The 16650-nt window shown below is 61.6% G+C and carries 20 protein-coding genes; 9 read left to right on the top strand and 11 right to left on the bottom strand.

The annotated features are described in order from the left end of the window. Positions 1-66: 66 nt before the first annotated feature. The 4 genes from PVZ80_RS05320 to PVZ80_RS05305 form a co-directional block, all read right to left on the bottom strand. On the bottom strand, positions 67-1230 hold the full coding sequence (locus tag PVZ80_RS05320) for an EAL domain-containing protein (protein ID WP_009050102.1): 1164 nt from the start codon (positions 1228-1230) through the stop codon (positions 67-69). A gap of 138 nt (positions 1231-1368) precedes the next feature. Further along, positions 1369-1710: a hypothetical protein gene (locus PVZ80_RS05315; protein ID WP_009050101.1), complete on the bottom strand. Its 342-nt coding sequence runs from the start codon at positions 1708-1710 to the stop codon at positions 1369-1371. After that, positions 1707-2093: a phage holin family protein gene (locus PVZ80_RS05310; protein WP_009050100.1), complete on the bottom strand. Its 387-nt coding sequence runs from the start codon at positions 2091-2093 to the stop codon at positions 1707-1709. Before PVZ80_RS05310 ends, PVZ80_RS05315 begins: the two co-directional genes overlap by 4 nt. 1 nt (position 2094) lies before the next feature. After that, a complete protein-coding gene (locus PVZ80_RS05305) occupies positions 2095-2409 on the bottom strand; it encodes a DUF883 family protein (RefSeq protein WP_009050099.1) in 315 nt (104 codons plus the stop codon). A gap of 330 nt (positions 2410-2739) precedes the next feature. Between PVZ80_RS05305 and PVZ80_RS05300 the strand changes: the two genes are divergently transcribed. After that, positions 2740-3948: an ammonium transporter gene (locus PVZ80_RS05300; RefSeq protein ID WP_103330995.1), complete on the top strand. Its 1209-nt coding sequence runs from the start codon at positions 2740-2742 to the stop codon at positions 3946-3948. 49 nt (positions 3949-3997) lie between these two features. Here PVZ80_RS05300 and PVZ80_RS05295 read toward each other — a convergent pair whose 3' ends face one another. Continuing rightward, on the bottom strand, positions 3998-5956 hold the full coding sequence (locus PVZ80_RS05295) for a monovalent cation:proton antiporter family protein (RefSeq protein WP_273863497.1): 1959 nt from the start codon (positions 5954-5956) through the stop codon (positions 3998-4000). 204 nt (positions 5957-6160) lie between these two features. On the opposite strand from PVZ80_RS05295, the gene PVZ80_RS05290 reads away from it, so the two are divergent. The 4 genes from PVZ80_RS05290 to PVZ80_RS05275 all read left to right on the top strand — a co-directional run bounded on the left by PVZ80_RS05290 (position 6161) and on the right by PVZ80_RS05275 (position 8294). Continuing rightward, positions 6161-6397 carry a glutaredoxin family protein gene (locus PVZ80_RS05290; RefSeq protein ID WP_009050096.1) on the top strand — a complete coding sequence of 79 codons (237 nt, stop codon included), beginning with the start codon at positions 6161-6163 and terminating at the stop codon, positions 6395-6397. Positions 6398-6509: 112 nt separating this feature from the next. Then, positions 6510-6938 carry a S24 family peptidase gene (locus tag PVZ80_RS05285; protein ID WP_009050095.1) on the top strand — a complete coding sequence of 143 codons (429 nt, stop codon included), beginning with the start codon at positions 6510-6512 and terminating at the stop codon, positions 6936-6938. 56 nt (positions 6939-6994) lie between these two features. Next, positions 6995-7315: a hypothetical protein gene (locus tag PVZ80_RS05280; protein WP_007923266.1), complete on the top strand. Its 321-nt coding sequence runs from the start codon at positions 6995-6997 to the stop codon at positions 7313-7315. A gap of 88 nt (positions 7316-7403) precedes the next feature. After that, positions 7404-8294, top strand: coding sequence for a pseudouridine synthase (locus PVZ80_RS05275; RefSeq protein ID WP_053269643.1), 891 nt, complete (start codon positions 7404-7406; stop codon positions 8292-8294). A gap of 85 nt (positions 8295-8379) precedes the next feature. Here the strand turns inward: PVZ80_RS05275 and PVZ80_RS05270 are convergent, their stop codons facing one another. Continuing rightward, a complete protein-coding gene (locus PVZ80_RS05270) occupies positions 8380-8601 on the bottom strand; it encodes a YgdI/YgdR family lipoprotein (RefSeq protein ID WP_007923269.1) in 222 nt (73 codons plus the stop codon). 71 nt (positions 8602-8672) lie between these two features. Then, a complete protein-coding gene (mobA, locus tag PVZ80_RS05265; RefSeq protein WP_009050093.1) occupies positions 8673-9281 on the bottom strand; it encodes a molybdenum cofactor guanylyltransferase MobA in 609 nt (202 codons plus the stop codon). A 79-nt stretch (positions 9282-9360) separates the two neighbouring features. Between mobA and moaB the strand changes: the two genes are divergently transcribed. Both moaB and PVZ80_RS05255 read left to right on the top strand, forming a co-directional pair. Then, complete coding sequence (moaB, locus tag PVZ80_RS05260) at positions 9361-9900, top strand: molybdenum cofactor biosynthesis protein B (protein ID WP_007923271.1); 540 nt, start codon at positions 9361-9363, stop codon at positions 9898-9900. After that, on the top strand, positions 9884-11110 hold the full coding sequence (locus tag PVZ80_RS05255; RefSeq protein WP_053269642.1) for a molybdopterin molybdotransferase MoeA: 1227 nt from the start codon (positions 9884-9886) through the stop codon (positions 11108-11110). Before moaB ends, PVZ80_RS05255 begins: the two co-directional genes overlap by 17 nt. Positions 11111-11168: 58 nt before the next feature. Here the strand turns inward: PVZ80_RS05255 and PVZ80_RS05250 are convergent, their stop codons facing one another. Continuing rightward, entirely contained in the window at positions 11169-11432 is a 264-nt protein-coding gene (locus PVZ80_RS05250) for a hypothetical protein (RefSeq protein WP_009050091.1), read from the bottom strand. 224 nt (positions 11433-11656) lie between these two features. On the opposite strand from PVZ80_RS05250, the gene yegS reads away from it, so the two are divergent. Beyond that, positions 11657-12559 (top strand): lipid kinase YegS, encoded by a 903-nt coding sequence (yegS, locus tag PVZ80_RS05245; RefSeq protein ID WP_028683048.1) that lies wholly within the window; start codon positions 11657-11659, stop codon positions 12557-12559. Here the strand turns inward: yegS and PVZ80_RS05240 are convergent. From PVZ80_RS05240 to PVZ80_RS05230, 3 genes are all read right to left on the bottom strand, one after another. Continuing rightward, entirely contained in the window at positions 12556-13215 is a 660-nt protein-coding gene (locus PVZ80_RS05240) for a response regulator (protein WP_009050089.1), read from the bottom strand. The genes yegS and PVZ80_RS05240 overlap by 4 nt on opposite strands. Then, positions 13212-14105: a sensor histidine kinase gene (locus tag PVZ80_RS05235; RefSeq protein WP_009050088.1), complete on the bottom strand. Its 894-nt coding sequence runs from the start codon at positions 14103-14105 to the stop codon at positions 13212-13214. Before PVZ80_RS05235 ends, PVZ80_RS05240 begins: the two co-directional genes overlap by 4 nt. Positions 14106-14608: 503 nt before the next feature. Next, positions 14609-15076, bottom strand: a complete 468-nt coding sequence (locus PVZ80_RS05230) for a hypothetical protein (RefSeq protein WP_009050087.1) — start codon at positions 15074-15076, stop codon at positions 14609-14611. A 540-nt stretch (positions 15077-15616) separates the two neighbouring features. Between PVZ80_RS05230 and PVZ80_RS05225 the strand changes: the two genes are divergently transcribed. Beyond that, positions 15617-16552 (top strand): chemotaxis protein CheV, encoded by a 936-nt coding sequence (locus PVZ80_RS05225; protein ID WP_009050086.1) that lies wholly within the window; start codon positions 15617-15619, stop codon positions 16550-16552. Positions 16553-16650: the final 98 nt, after the last annotated feature.

The raw sequence follows: 16650 nt of genomic DNA, 5'->3' as shown, positions 1-16650 counted from the left end.
CGGGGTCTCTCCGTCGAATGACTGATGGGCTAGCTTCCCGGTTCGCGCCAGCGCCTGCAAGTGGAACTAAAGCCCCGCGGCATCGATATCGATCAACAGCAGGCGCTGGCCATTGTCGAAGAACTGCCCGGCGGTCAGGCAGTACTGGTTGCTGGTGGCGTCGCGGTAGGTGTTGGACAGGGTCAGCCGCCGCTCGTCCCAGCCTTCGGCCAGCAGGTGGTAGAAGTAAGGACGCCACGACCAGTTGTGGCCGACGTAGCTGTGGTCGGCCTGCCAGCGCTCGTGGCGCCATTCCAGGTTCGGCGTCAGCTGGGTGCCGTGGCGATCGCATTGATAGAAGCGCAACAACCAGGGAAAGGCATCCACCTGCGGTAACCGTTCGATCGGGGCCCGGGCCTGGGCCCAATCCTGCAGCAGGGTCATCAGCTCCGCGAGTTGCTGGCGCATCTGCATCAGTCGTCCGCGTTCGGCCAGTTTCTGCTGCACATAGCGCTGGCGCGCCCGGGCAAAAGGCGCGACGAAAGCATCGCTGGCGAAGAACGCCTGCTCGGCCCGGGCAAACAGGAAACCCTGGACATACCGCGAGCCGCATTCCAGGGCGAAGTTGAGTTCGGTTTCGCTCTCGACCCCTTCGGCGATGATCCAGCAGCCGGTCTTCTCGGCCATCTGCGCCAGGGCCTTGACCACGTCGCTGCTGGGCCCGCCACGGGCCGCGGCCTGGAACAGGCGCATGTCGAGCTTGAGAATGTCCGGTTGCAGGGCCAGCACTCGGTCGAGCTGGGAGTAGCCGGCGCCGAAGTCGTCGATGGCGATCCGCGCGCCGGCTTCGCGGTAGCGCGCCACCACTTCGCTCAGGCGCTGACTGTTGCCGCTCAACTCGGTGATTTCGAAGACCACGCGCCGCGGATCGACGCCCTGTTGCTGCAATTGCCTGAGGCTCGGCAACGGCTGGCCGGCGCGCAGGCGGCTGATCCAGCGGGGCGAGATATTGAGGCTCAGGAACCAGTCCGCGGGCGCTTCATGCAGGCGGCTCAGGGCGTCGGCGCGAATCAGCCGGTCGAGCCGGCGCAGGGCGGTGGAAGAGGTCCGGGGATCGTTGAACAATGGGCCGACCGACAGCAGTTGGCCGTTCGGTTGGCGCAGGCGGCCCAGGGCTTCGACACCGGCAATGCGGCCAGTGGCGGTGTCGATGAAGGGTTGAAAGCAGGCAAGCGGTTGCCCGTCGATCACGGGGCCTCCTTGGTTGATCTTGTTGATCTTGGGCGGCGCGCCGACGCAACAGGCAGGCAAGGCCCGACCTCTCGTGAGAGAGGCCGGGGCGCAGCTATTGCGGGAACGGTTGCAAGAATGCAGCCAGATGGTGGCGGCTCAATGCTTGCTCGAAGAACCTTGCATGACCAGCTTGATCAGCGGCAACAGGCCGGCGCTGAGCCGTACCAGTCGGGCGAAGTTTCTGACGCTGCCGCTCTTGGCGCCCTTGCCGGTGAGAAACCCCAACAGGGTCACGGCGGCCACACCCCACAACGGCGCGTGCTTGATGCCGAAGCCCTGTTGCCAGCTTTGGCCAAGGCCACGGACCCGCTGCAAGGGTTGCAGCAATTGATGGGATTCGTGGCGGATTTCCTGGCGATGCATTTCCATGCGCAGGCGGATCAGCGCCTTGCGCATTTCGCGCCGGGAATTGGTTTGCGGAATGTCCGGCAGGCTCATGGCAGCAGGCGCTCCCTGTCATTGGCCAGCTCTTCGAGGGTGGCATGGAAGGGCGAGGATTCATCGAAAATCGCCGCCTTCAGGCGCAGGGCGCAGAACAGCGCGGCCAGCGTATAGAAGACGCACAGCCCGGTGATGGCGGTCAGGCGATAGGTGTCCCAGAACAGGATCAGCACCAGCGTCGACAGGCCTACCAACAGCAGCAGGGCGAACACCAGGGTCAGCCCGGCGAACAACAGCAGGCTGACGGTTCTGGCTTTCTGTTCCTGCAACTCGATACCGAACAGTTCGACGTGGCTGTGCAACAAACCCAGGAAAGCAGCGCCCAGGCGCCGCGTTGAGGAGCCTTGGCCCGCGGTGGAGCCGGATTCATCGATAGCCATATCAGCGCCGGGTCGCCAGCAGGCCGATCAGGAAGCCCACGCCCGCCGCGATGCCCACTGCTTGCCAGGGGTTGTTCTGCACATAGTCTTCGGTGGCAGTGACCGCCGCCTCGCCGCGTTCGCGCAGCGATTGCTCGGTCAGTTGCAGGGTCTCGCGGGCGCGCAGCAGGCTGTCGTGAATCTGTGTGCGCAATTCGTCCGCCTGTTCGCCCGCCAGGGTGGCGGTGTGTTCCAGCAGGCGTTCCGTGTCACTGACCAGTGCCTGAAAGTCCGCCATCAGGGTTTCTTGAGCTGTCTTGGTGGTTTTGCTGGCCATGATGATCTCCATAGTGGCGTTCTGAAGGGTTCGAGTATGAGCCTTGCGCGAAGGTTCAGTGCAATTGTCTGGTACAGCTTTTGCTTTGTCCTGGTGCGTAAACACGGGTGGTTGCGCCGAAAGCGCGCAGGATGCGGTGCCTGGCAGCTAAAACCTTACCCTAAAAAATCAACACTTATGGAAACACCCCCGAGCGATACACCTCTCTCGAAAAAGCGTCGCGCCAAAATGGGTCGCAATACGTAGGTCGACAGGACCTTAGGTGCCAAGTTGGTGCAAAAACGCTCGAGCGGCTCGCGGATAATTCCTGCTATCAGGTCTGCCCATTCCATGGAAAATCTGCAAAGCGCTGTGGACACTCTGGTCCATGGTTCCAATACCCTGTTTATCCTCATCGGTGCGGTCATGGTCCTGGCCATGCATGCCGGCTTCGCCTTTCTCGAGGTGGGCACGGTGCGCCAGAAAAACCAGGTCAACGCCTTGTCGAAGATCCTCAGCGACTTCGCGGTCTCGACCCTGGCCTATTTCTTTATAGGCTATTGGATCTCCTACGGCGTCAGCTTCCTGCAACCGGCGGCGGTGATCAGCGCCGATCACGGCTACGGGCTGGTGAAGTTCTTCTTCCTGCTGACGTTCGCCGCGGCCATTCCGGCGATCATTTCCGGCGGCATCGCCGAGCGTGCGCGGTTCGTCCCGCAGCTCTGCGCCACGGCGCTGATCGTGGCCTTCATCTATCCCTTCTTCGAAGGCCTGGTGTGGAACGGCAACTACGGCCTGCAAGCCTGGCTGCAGGAGAGCTTCGGCGCAGGCTTCCATGATTTCGCCGGCTCGGTGGTGGTGCATGCCATGGGCGGCTGGCTGGCGCTGGCCGCGGTGCTGTTGCTCGGGCCGCGCAACGGGCGCTACCGCGACGGCAAGCTGGTGGCGTTCGCGCCGTCGAGCATTCCGTTCCTGGCCTTGGGTTCGTGGATCCTGATTGTCGGCTGGTTCGGCTTCAACGTGATGAGCGCGCAGACCCTGCAGGCGGTCAGCGGGCTGGTGGCGGTGAACTCGCTGATGGCCATGGTCGGCGGCACGGTGGCGGCGTTGATCGTCGGGCGCAACGACCCGGGCTTTTTGCACAACGGCCCGCTGGCCGGGCTGGTGGCGATCTGCGCCGGCTCCGACCTGATGCACCCGGTGGGAGCGTTGATCACCGGGGCGATCGCCGGCGCGCTGTTCGTCTGGTGCTTTATCGCCACCCAGACGCGCTGGAAGATCGACGATGTGCTGGGTGTCTGGCCATTGCATGGTGTGTGCGGTGTGTGGGGCGGTATTGCCTGTGGGGTCTTCGGCCAGAGCGCCCTGGGTGGCCTGGGCGGTGTCAGCCTGACCAGCCAGTTGATCGGTACCGGCCTGGGCGTGCTGGTGGCGCTGGTCGGCGGCTTCCTGGTGTATGGCGCGATCAAGGCGCTCTGCGGCCTGCGCCTGACCCAGGAGCAGGAGTACTACGGCGCCGACCTGTCGCTGCACAAGATCGGCGCGGTCAGCCAGGACTGAAGCCTTGCGGCCCGGGCTGGAGCCTCCAGCCTGGGCTGCTTGCCGCTGATCATTGGCCGCCGAGCAGGCGCGCCTCCGACGCTTCGATGGCCGCCAGCGGGCCGGACATCAACACCGTATCGCCGGCTTGCAGCAAGGTGCCGGCGGTCAGCTCCAGGTCACGGCCATCGCGCTGCACGCCTTGCACATCCACGCCCAACTGCTCCAGCGCCAGCTCGCCCAGGGCCAGGTCGCAGGCGTGGGCCGCGCTGCCGAGATTGACCGCATGCATCAGCACTCGTGGCTGGCCGCGGTTGTCCAGCAGGTCGGTCTGCGCGCCATGGTAGAAGCCGTGCAGCAGGCTATAGCGGTTGTGGCGGACTTCATCGACCTTGGCCTGTACCTGGTGTTCCGGCAGCCCGAGCATCACCAGCGCATGGGACGCCAGCATCAGGCTCGACTCCAGCAGCTCCGGCACCACTTCGCTGGCGCCGGCGGCTTTCAGTTCGGCCAGTTGGCTGTCGTCCCGGGTGCGTACCAGGATCGGCACGTCGCTGTTGATCCGGCGCGCGCTTTTCAGCACGTTGAGGGCGATGTCGGTCTTGTCCACGGCAATCACCAGCAGCCGTGCGCGTTCGAGGCCGACCGCCGCCAGCAGTTCGGCGCGGCGGGAGTCGCCGTAATGCACGCAGCTTTCGCCGGCCGCGGCTTCCTGGACCCGCACCGGGTCATCGTCCAGGGCAATGAAACGCTGCTGTTCGCGGCGCAGGAAGCGGCCGATCGACTGGCCGACGCGGCCATATCCACAGATCACCACATGGCCCTGCAATGCGGCGTTGAGGGCGCTGATTTCTTCCAGGTGGGCCTCTTGGTTCGGCTTGCGGTGCAGGCGCGCGGCAATGCCCGGGGCGGCGCGCAGCAGCAAGGGGGTCAGCAACATCGAACAGAAGGTCGCGGCCAGCAGCAGGCCGCTCAGCTCGGCCGGCATCAACTGGCTTTGCTGCATCTGCGCCATCAGCGCAAAACAGAACTCGCCGCCCTGGGCCAGGGCCAGGCCACTGCGCCAGGCCGTCTCGCCGTCGCTGCCGCGCAGCTTGAGCAACAGCGCCACCACGGCGCCCTTGATCAGCATCAGGGCCAGGGTCAGGCCGAGGATCAGCAGGGCATGGCTGGCGAACAGTTGCAGGTCGATCAGCATGCCGATGCTGACGAAAAACAGCCCCAGCAGAATGTCGCGGAACGGCCGGATATCAGCCTCGATCTGGTGCCGGTAGCGGCTTTCCCCCAGCAGCATGCCGGCGAGGAACGCGCCAAGGGCAGGGGACAGGCCGAGCAGGTGGGTCAGCCAGGCGGTCAGCAGGACGATGACCAGGGCCAGCAGCACGAACAGCTCGGCGGAATGGGAGGCGGCCACCTCGTGGAACAGCCGTGGCAGCAGCCAGCGGCTGGCCAGCGCCAGGCCGATGAACAGCAGGGTGGTCTTGCCCAGGGTCAGGGGCAGGGCCCAATACCAGGCCTGTTCGGTATTGCCGGCGAATACCGGCACCAGGGTCAGCAACAGCACGGCCACCACGTCCTGGAACAGCAACACGCCGATCGCATTCTGCCCGTGGCTGCTGAAGATTTCCCCTAGGCTGCCCAGCTCCTTGCTGACGATGGCGGTGGAGGACAGCGCCAGGCCCGCGCCGAGCAGCAAGGCCGGGATCAGCGGCCCGCCGGCGAGGATCAGCAGGCCACCGAGGACGGCGCCGCTGCACAGCACTTGCAAGCTGCCCAGGCCGAAGACCACCTGGCGCAGGGCCAGCATCTTCGATACGGAAAACTCCAGCCCCAGGGAAAACAGCAGGAACACCACCCCCAACTCCGCCAGGTCAGGCAGGTTTTCGTTGTCGTTGACCCAGCCGAAGGCGGTCGGCCCCACCAGCAGGCCCACGCACAGGTAGCCCAGCACGGGCGGCAGGTGCAGGCGGCGGAACAGGGCGATCACCACCAGGGATGAAGCGAGGATGATCAACAGATTGGCAAACACAGGCATCTCCGGCGGCGGGTTGGAATACAGAGCGTAGAGGCAAAAAAAGCCACGAGGGTCGCTCAATCGCAAGTTGGCGACGCTGACCTGCATCAGCTGTTTGGCAGAATGCCCGACGATGACCGCACGCTGCCGTGTTCATCGGTCGACGGCTTTTTATCGCGGGCCTAGAATAAGCGCCTGTCTCTTTTCGGTCTGTATGTCATGCCTCCTGAATGTCAGCTGTTCGGCACCCTGGGTTGCCACCTGTGCGAACTCGCCGAAGCGGAGTTGATGCCGTTGGTGGAGCACGGGTTGTTGGTCGAGCTGGTGGATATCGCGGAAGACGAAACCCTGTTCGAGGCGTATGGCCTGCGTATCCCGGTCCTGCGCCGGGTGGACAACGGCGCCGAGCTGGGCTGGCCGTTCGATGCCGAACAGGTGGTGGCCTTCCTGCGCTGAGCCGGCTGTCGCTGGCACGACCCTTTCCGTTTGTCGCCTTCGCTGCAATCCCTTGGCGGGATCCCGATTATTCGGTTACTGTATATGCGTACAGTTATCGGGATGGTTCGTCATGTCTCTCACAATCCTTGCCCGCGCCGAGCGTTTGCAACACCTGTCGCCCGAACATGCGGAGCACGGCGGGTTTGCTGCCGGGCTCCAGTTCGAAGGCGGTTTTTCGCTGGATCGCACCGTGGGTCTCGGAGCCCCGCAGATCCGCGCGGTGCTGGTGGATGACGACAGCCTGCTGGGCTTCGGTATCTATCCCGGCGACCGGCTGATCGTCGATCGTTCGGCAGCCCCGGCAGTGGATCAATACGTGGTGGCCCATCTCGATGGCGAAGACGCCTATGGCGTGCGCCTGCTGGCTCCCGACCCCAAGGGCGGGCTGCTGCTCAAGGCGGCGCGACCTTCGATTGCACCGATTCCCCTGGACGATCGGGATTCGGCGCAAATCTGGGGCGTGGTGTTGTGGGTGGTCAGTTACGTCGGCCGTGGCTGATATCGATGCGCAGGGCGTGTGCTCAGTGGATGAATGAGAGGGTAGAAGGACTGATGATGGTCAATGTCGAACAATTGAAGAGCAGTGTGAACCGCATGTCCGCCGATGTGGTGCGCGAAGCGGTACTCGAGCTGCGCCTGGACGGGCTGGTCACGGAGGGCAAGACACCGTTCAACAAGCTGCATTTCAATACCTGCTTCGCGGAAATCGAAGCGCTGTTCCAGCGTGCGGGTTATCACCGGCAACTGGACGTGGTGGGGTATCAGGGTTTGTTGTATGCGTTGTATGACCCGGCCCGCTGGGAGGCGGTCGATGTGCTGCGCTGGCTGAAGGAGTTCACCGATGCCGCCGCGCAGGCTGGAGTGGCCCGCGCCTAGTCGTTGGTCCCGAAGGGGGAAACTCTCCTAGGTTCCCCGGGACCCATGTTGGATAATGCCGCTCTGCATTGTCCGCTCGAGCTTTTGTATGTCCTCCGTACCTTTTTCCGCCGCACAGCATCAGGCCAGCACCCTGTACCTGCCCCCCGGGTCATGGCCAACCGTACTGGACTGCCTGTGTGATCACTTCAGTACCATCAGCCGCGAGCAGTGGCTGAGCCGGATCGTCCGTGGCCGGGTGCTCGATGGACAGGGTTTGCCGATCAGCGTCGACCTGGCGTACCGCGAAGGCCTGCGCATTCATTATTTCCGCGAAGTACCCGACGAAAAGGTCATCCCGGTGCAGGAATCGATCCTCTATGTCGATGAGCATCTGGTGGTGGCGGACAAGCCGCATTTCCTGCCAGTCACCCCGGCGGGGGAATATGTCGAGCAAACCTTGCTGCGCCGCCTGATCCGCAGCCTGGACAATCCCCACCTGGTGCCTCTGCATCGCATCGATCGGCATACGGCGGGCCTGGTGTTGTTTTCGGCCAATCCGCAAAGCCGCTCGGCTTATCAGTCGCTGTTTCCGACACGCAGGATCGACAAGCGCTACGAGGCCATCGCCCCGGCCTTGCCCGGTCTCGAGTTCCCGCGGGTGCATAAAAGCCGTCTGGTCGATGGCGAGCCTTTTTTCCGCATGCAGGAGGGGCCTGGTACACCTAATACGGAAACAGCAATTGAGGTCCGGGAAAAGAACGGTGACCTCTGGCGTTATGGGTTGTATCCGGTGACTGGCAAAAAGCACCAGTTGCGGGTGCACATGAGTGCGCTGGGGGCGGCAATCTGCAACGACCCGTTCTATCCCGATGCGCTCAAGGATGTGGAGGACGATTACGCCAAGCCGCTCAAACTGTTGGCTCAGGGGCTGCGTTTTACCGACCCGCTGAGCGGGGAGGAGCGTGAGTTCGAGAGTCGGATCACCTTGCAGTGGTAATCCAGGCCACTGCTGGTTGTTGCCCGGAAACGATAAAGCCCGCGAAAGCGGGCTTTATCGTTCAAGGCTGTTGTAACGGTATGGATTACAGCTCTTTTACCGTACGAACCTGATCCTTGTTGATACGGGTTTGTTTGCCGTCCAGTTGTTCGAACTCGTAGAAGCCGGAATCCTCATCGTATTTCGGCGTATCGACGGCCTGGATTTCGCGACCGTCATTCAGGGTGATCACAGTAGGCGATGCGCAACCGGCGAGAGTGGCAAGGCCCAGTGCGAGCATGAGAGTGGCGAGAGTCCGCTGAATCATTATGTGTCTCCGAGATGAATACTTTTAGTTGCTGTGCTTGAGACGTATACAACGCCTGCAAGTTCCTTGAGTTAAGGGCATTCTGACACGCCGTGCTGCTGGCTTAACAGCGCTGGTGTATTCAGATTAGCCAATCGGGGATCGTTTGCCGGACATTGCAGGGCCTGAGCATCCAGCCCGCGCATGATACGTCCGGGGCTGCGTTCACCGTTCTGCCAGGCGCCGTCGAAGGTGCCGAGCAGGGCGCGCGGAATGATACACAGCAGGGGTTCCCAGTGCTCGCCATGGCGCAGCATCAGTGGTTTGTCCGGGTGCCGGGCGGCGCTTTGTCGCATGGCGTCGATCAGTTGCGCGTCGATACGCGGTACGTCGCAGGGCAATACCAGCAGTCGGGCATGCCGGGCGACCGCCAGTCCGGCACGAATACCTGCCAGCGGCCCGGGGAAATCGTTGCTTTCGTCCTGCACCAGTTGATCGGCATAAGGCGCGTACTGCTGCTGATTGCGGTTGCAGGAAATGATCAGGTCATCGCTCAGGCTGCGGGTCAGTCGATGCAGGTGGGCGATCAATGGCCGGCCCTGCCACTCGATCAACCCCTTGTCCCTTCCGCCCATGCGTTGGCCGCGCCCACCGGCCAGGAGCAGAATGGAGCAGGGCGGCAAATCTGCGCGCTGGGTCATGGCACGTCTCCACAGGGGCGGGCAAAGAGAGCGCTGTGATATAACACCGGGCTGTTTCTCCTACAACTGGATCGAGCCTATGAAAGCCAAGGCTGATGTACCTTTTGCACCCCTGAACATCGCGGTGCTGACTGTCAGTGATACCCGGACCCTGGAGACCGATACATCCGGCCAGGTCTTCGTCGATCGTCTGAGCGCTGCTGGCCATAACCTGGCCGCGCGCGTCCTGCTCAAGGACGATCTCTACAAGATTCGCGCACAAGTGGCGACCTGGATCGCCGACGATCTGGTCCAGGTGGTGCTGATCACCGGCGGCACCGGTTTCACCGGCCGCGACAGTACCCCGGAAGCCGTGTCTTGCCTGCTCGACAAACAGGTCGACGGATTTGGCGAGTTGTTCCGCCAGATCTCGGTGGCCGATATCGGCACTTCCACCGTGCAGTCCCGAGCCCTGGCTGGCCTGGCCAACGGCACGCTGGTGTGCTGCCTGCCGGGTTCGACCAATGCGGTGCGTACCGGTTGGGACGGCATCCTCGCCGAACAGCTGGATTCGCGGCACCGTCCGTGCAATTTCGTCACCCACCTGAAACAGGCAGCGCCTTGTGAATCCCGTGGGTAAGCCGGGCAAGACCGGTGCCTTGATGCCGGTCGAGGTCGCACTGGCCCGTTTGCTCGAGATGGCCGAGGCTACCCCCATTCTCGAACGCGAACGGTTGCCACTGGCGGCTGCTCAAGGCCGGGTATTGGCCGACGACTTGATTTCCACCCTGGATCTTCCGCCCTGGCCCAACAGCGCCATGGACGGTTACGCCTTGCGTGCCTCGGACTGGAAGGGCGAGCCCCTGGTGGTCAGCCAGCGCATCTTCGCCGGCCAGGCGCCTGAGCCTTTGGCACCTGGCACCTGCGCACGCATCTTCACCGGGGCGCCGGTCCCGGCGGGAGCCGACTGCGTGGAAATGCAGGAGAACGCCAAGGTCCAGGCCGATGAGCGGGTGGCTTTTACCGAGCCTCTCGGCGCGGGGCAGAACATTCGTCCGCAAGGCCAGGAAACCACGGTTGGCGAGTGTGTGCTGGTGGCCGGAACGCAGCTGGGGCCGATCGAGCTGGGGCTGGCTGCGTCCCTGGGTTGCGCGGAGCTGGATGTGGTGCGCCGCGTGCGGGTCGCCGTGCTCTCCACTGGCGATGAACTGGTCGAACCCGGGCGGGCGCTTGGTCCCGGGCAAATCTACAACAGCAACCGTGTCCTGCTGTGCAGTTGGTTGCAGCGTCTGGGCTGCGAGGTGATCGACGGCGGAATCCTGCCGGACGACCTGCCCATGACCCGGCGTCGTCTTGCCGAGCTGGCGGATGTGGATCTGATTCTGTCCACCGGCGGCGTATCGGTGGGCGAAGCGGATTTCCTGGGGATCGCCTTAAGAGAAGAGGGTGAACTGGCCCTCTGGAAGCTGGCGATCAAGCCGGGCAAGCCGTTGACCTTCGGGCATTTCCGCGGTGTGCCGGTAATCGGCCTGCCCGGTAACCCGGCCTCGACGCTGGTGACCTTTGCCTTGCTGGCCCGCCCCTATATTTTGCGGCGCCAGGGAGTGAAGCAACTGCATCCCTTGCAGTTCCAGGTTCCGGCTGGATTTGCCTGGCCGAAGCCGGGGAACCGCCGAGAGTATCTGCGCGGGCGCCTGGAGCAGGGCAGGGCAATCATCTACCGGAACCAGAGTTCCGGGGTCTTGCGCAGTGCCGCCTGGGCCGAGGGGCTGGTCGAGGTGCTGGAAGAGCGAACGCTGGTCGAGGGCGATTGGGTCAACTTCATTCCGTTGAGTGAAGTCCTGGGCTGACGCCAGGGGAGGCGGACCTGGTCGGCAGGGCCGGGTCCATCCTCCAGAGCCCTACCTATCAACGCAGCAGTAGAAGGATCAGCAAGCCAAAACGGCTGTTCAGTCCCCAGGACAGCAGTGCCGATAGAAACCCGGCATAGGCCAATATCCACGCGAGTTTCTTGAGCAAGGCGTGAAGCTTGCTGTCGGGCTTATGCTCGCGGTCATGGGCATGTACTTGATGGACACTCAGTTCCGGGTGTTTGCCTGTACTGAGCAGGATGCTTCCTTCCAGCCGGTTGAGCGCGGAGTTCGAGCGTTCAAAGCATTTCTTGTCATCCATGTGTTTCGCTTCCCTGTTTGAGGCGTCGTTCGCCTGCCATGAACATTCTCCGATTGTCTGTTTCGGGTCAATTCAGGTGATTCTCAATCTGCGGTCAGAAAAGTTACCGGTCAGCCAGCAGACGGCCTGATGGGGACAAATTGATTACATTCCGGTCGGACTTTTTCTCATGGAGCGAGGGTCAACATCCTTCAATGGCCCTCGAATGACAGGAGTGATGAGCGATGAGCGAACGCAAGGCGATGCTGATATTGCACGGCAAGCAGGCCCTCAACGAAGAGGTTCGCGACGCTGTCGAGCGCAAGCGCGAAGAGGGTTGGGAGCTGGCGGTCCGCCTGACCTGGGAGGCGGGCGATGCCCAGCGCCTGGTGGATGAAGCCCTCGCGGGCGGTTATACGCGCCTGATCGCAGGAGGCGGTGACGGCACCTTGCGTGATATCGCCGAGGCCATGGCGGCGCAGGCCAACGATGCCAGTCTGGTGTTGCTGCCACTGGGGACGGCCAATGATTTCGCGCGGGCGGCTGGCGTTTCGTTGCTGCCCCATGAGGCATTGAGCCTGCTCGACGTGCCGGCACGGACGATCGACCTCGGTGAGGTCGGTGGCCAGGTATTCCTCAACATGGCCACGGGTGGGTTCGGCAGCCAGGTGACGGCCAATACCTCCGAGGACCTGAAAAAGATCCTGGGGGGCGCCGCCTATCTGTTCACTGGTTTGTCCCGCTTCAATGAGCTGCATGCGGCCTATGGCGAGCTGCAGGGGCCGGATTTCCATTGGCGCGGCGAGCTGCTGGCCCTGGGGATCGGCAACGGGCGCCAGGCCGGTGGCGGTCATCTGCTGTGCCCTGAGGCGATGGCCGATGACGGGTTGCTTGATGTCAGTATCCTGCCGGCCCCTCAGGAGCTGGTGGGCACCTTGAAGGATCTGCTGGCCGGCGGCTGGGGGATCGACAATCTGTTTGTGCGTACACGCCTGCCCTGGGTGGAAATCAAGGTGTCCGAGGGGCTGGATATCAATCTCGATGGTGAGCCCCTGCAAGGCGAAAACCTGCGTTTTCGCGCGCTTCCAGGGGCATTGCGGGTGCATTTACCGGAAGACTCCCCGCTGTTGGGAGCTTTGGCGCCTTAATCGTCGAGGCTGATGATCTGCTCGCGGACGGCAAACAGGACCAGGCCGGCTACGTCGTAGATCTGCAGGCGTTTCATGATCTGCGAGCGGTGGGTTTCCACAGTCTTGATGCTCAGGCCCAGCCCGTGAGCGATTTCCCGGGTCGATTTGCCGCGAACGATCAGGCGCAGGATCTCCAGCTGGCGGGCGGTCAGGTTATGGGTTTCAACGGGTTCTGGATGGGGCTTCTGCACGCGGATCAGCGCCTGGTTGATCACCGTATGGGCAATGGCCGGGCTGAGGTAACGCTCGTTGTTGCGCAAGGCGTCGAGCGCGTGCTCGAGCTCGTTGGCGGTGGTGTCCTTGAGCAGGTAGCCATGAGCACCGGATTCCAGGGTCTGCATGATCAGCGCCGGATCGGTATGCATCGAGAGAATCAGGACTTTGCTCTGCGGATGCACCACCTTGAGTTTCTTCAGGGCTTCAAGGCCGCTAACATCCTTCATGGAAATATCTAGCAGGATAATGTCTGGCGACAGCCTTTCGACCATTTCCAGTACTTGTGCGCCATCGTTGGCTTCGCCGATCACGGCATAGCCAGGAATGTCCATGACCAGGGCACGCACGCCAGCCCTGATGAGCGAGTGGTCATCCACCAGAAGTAAATTGCAGGTCAATGTAAAACCTTATTCGTACTGGCCCGTTCGAGTGCGCGAGGCGCCCAGGGGAAGAGTGCTTCGATTTGTGTGCCCTGGTCGGGCTGGCTGGAAACCTTCAGGGTGCCACCCAGTTGCGCGATTCTTTCCGACATGCCCGCCATGCCGCGTTGTCCTTGTGCGCCAGGATTGGCCGCCGGGGAAAAACCACGGCCATCGTCGCTGATAAACAGCGAAAGTCCCTCGGGCAGGCGTTGCAGGCGTACCAGCAGGTTATCCGCCTGGGCGTGACGCAGCATGTTGGTGACGGCTTCCTGGGTGATGCGAAAGGCGGCCACCGCCATCTCTTCGGGGATGCCAGCCAGGCGTTGCTTGCATTCCAGGCTCCAGTGCACGGAGGTGTTTTCCAGGGTCTTCAGCAAGTGGGCCCGCAGGCTGGCTTCCAGGCCCAGGCTGGCCAATTGCCGGGGATTGAGAATGGCCGATACATCGCGGACCTTGGCCAGGGTTTCTTCCAATGTGCTTTGAAGCGTCGTGCAATGCTGTTGCAGCTCTTCGGGCAGGCGGCGCTTGAGCCATTCGCTTTGCAACTTGGCGGCGGTCAACAACTGACCAATATCATCATGCAATTCACGACTGAGGCGATGGCGCTCGTTTTCCTGGACTTCCAGCAAACGGTCCGCCAGTTCCTGAGGCTGGAACTTGATCGATTTGCGCGAATCGCCGTAATAGGCCCAGACACTGGCCAGGGCCGCCAGATTCAGGATCAGCAGGCTGAGGGGAAAGGTAGTCGACAGGCAATAGACGGCCAGGCTTCCAAGTGCCGAGCATGAGCACAGCAACAGGTTGAGCCGGCGCAGGTGTATTCGAGAAAGAAGCCTGGTGGCGGTTGACTTGAGGCTGGCGTACATAGCGGATGGAGCCAATGAATGTTCGCTGCGGGGAGACCGGTCAAGTCGGCTGACGGGCCCCGGTTTGGAAAACGGTATTGTTTGAGTATGCGGCTTCAATTAACGCGGTCTATTCGTTGGGAGCAAGCCTTGCACTGATCCGGTGTGTAACAAGATCAATCTGAAGTCACAGTGCCATTAAGTACATCGGTTAGTGGTTGGCATAGTACCAGCTTAGCTACCGTTGGTCGCGCCTCTATATATGTCCAGAAAGTCAGGAATATCGCCTTTTGGGACGTATGTGCCGATTTGCTTGTTTCAACTGGCCACCCTGAAACAGTGACTGTATCTCGCCTTGAGCGAACGGGCAGGCGAAATTCAGGACACTTGAAGTCTCGGGATTGGTTTTATTTAGTTGCGCTAGTTGGTTCTGTCGTTAACAGGCATGAAATATTGAATAACGACATGATGCTGATCAATGTCACAACATATCTAACGGCTGAAGTTAGGGATTAACGACAGGTTTATGCGTTTCTCTTGGCGATCGAAAAAACTTTAAACGAGTTGTGTTGGCAGGACAGGGGCGCAGGCAGAGGATCCATTTGCACGGCGAGGGTTTCGATGAGGGTGGCCTGTTCGTTGCCGTCGAGGTTCAGTTGCCCGGTCACCGGATCGACGAGTTCAAGCTGCCAGGCCATCAGGCTGAAGCACTCCCCGAGGGTGTCGAGAATCTGCTCGTTCATGTCCGGATGAGGATGGGAATGATCCAGCAACGCATGAACCTGGCGCGAGAATTCGGCGGTGCTGCGCAGCGCCAGCGCGTCGGTTTTCTCGGCAAGCTTGAGCAGAGTGGACAACATGCAATCGATGGCGTCCTGATCGTTCTTGATCAGATTGAGATGGTTCAGGCACTCAACCGACTTGGCCAATAGTGCTTCTGCCTCAAGCAGAAAGTCAGGTGATTGGTGCCACGTTTGATCGTCGATCAGCATGCTTGTCTCCACGACGCCACGTCAGATGATGGAATGGTCCGTTTTGTGAGCGGCTGTAAGGTATTACGCCGGTTATGCCGTGGGATATAGGACGAATCTGATTGGTTCTGAATGGACGAAGACGATGGGCTGGTGTTTAGTCTGCAGGATGCAACTCGTCGGGCACGGTCTATCGACCACGCTTGGACAGCGGAGGTGGGGGGGCTCGAAAGGGCACCAGCCCATCTTCCTGCGATCACAAACAAAAGCCTGACTCCATTCATGCAATGAGAATGGCGTCACATTAATGGCTATTGGATATTGCGAATATCAGGTTGGTCCTGATTGCCGATAGGGGATTCCCTTACAGAGGGGAACCAAGCGCTGAAATAGAGGTCGCGGCGGGGAAGTTGCGTGGATGAAATCGCGAAGCCAGTAAAGCATGATGTTAATGTGACATCAATGCCTTTGCATGGCATTTTGTATGCGGGTCAAGATTCGGCGAATTGCGCCGATAACCCGCGTTAGTGAATTCATCAGAACAAGCCCAGGAGTCATTACATGGCCGGCATTCTCGACACGGTAGATCAACGCACGCAACTGGTGGGTGAGAATCGCCTGGAAATCCTCATGTTCCGTCTGGCCGGGCGACAGTTGTTCGCGATCAACGTGTTCAAGGTGCAGGAAGTCCTGCAATTGCCGAAGCTGACGCTGATGCCCCAGCGCCATCCGTTCGTCTGTGGCGTGGTCAACCTGCGGGGGCAGACGCTGCCGGTCATCGACCTGTCCCAGGCGATCGGCATGCGGCCGCTGGTGCCGGGGCCCAACAGCACCATCATCGTCACCGAGTACAACCGCTCGGTGCAGGCTTTCCTGGTGGGAGGCGTCGACCGTATCGTCAACATGAACTGGGAAGCCATCCTGCCACCGCCGACCAGTGCCGGGCGCCAGCATTACCTGACGGCGATCAGCAAGGTCGACGATCAACTGGTCGAGATCATCGACGTGGAAAAGGTCCTGGCCGAAATCGTCCCGTACAACGCCAAGGTCTCTCGCGACAAGCTCGACGACCCGGTGCTCGAACGTGCCCGCGGCCGTGAAGTGCTGCTGGTGGACGACTCCAACGTGGCGCTGACGCAATTGCGCGACACCCTGGGCCAGCTGGGGGTGAAGATGCACATTGCCAGCGACGGCCTGAAAGCCCTGAAGATGCTCAAGGCCTGGGCCGATACCGGGGTCGACATGACCGACAAGCTGCTGATGGTGTTCACCGACGCCGAAATGCCGGAAATGGACGGCTATCGCCTGACCACCGAAATCCGCAACGATCCGCGTCTGCGCGGTCTTTATGTGGTGTTGCACACCTCGCTGTCCGGCAGCTTCAACGAGTCGATGGTGAAGAAGGTCGGTTGCGACAACTTCCTGTCCAAGTTCCAGCCGGACAAACTGGTCGACGTGGTGCGCCAGCGCCTGATGCTGGACGAAGTTCCCGCCTGACGGGAGCAGTGGCCGGAGTGATGCCTGCGCCGCAGGTGCTTCTTTGATTCGCGGGCCGGCTCGTATAAGGTTGCTTTTTTTGCCTCCCGGGAGCTGGC

The sequence above is a fragment of the Pseudomonas sp. B3G-3 genome (assembly GCF_028640915.1).
GTDB classification, from domain to species: Bacteria; Pseudomonadota; Gammaproteobacteria; order Pseudomonadales; family Pseudomonadaceae; genus Aquipseudomonas; species Aquipseudomonas chlororaphis_I.
This window is presented reverse-complemented; position numbering and strand designations above follow the sequence as displayed.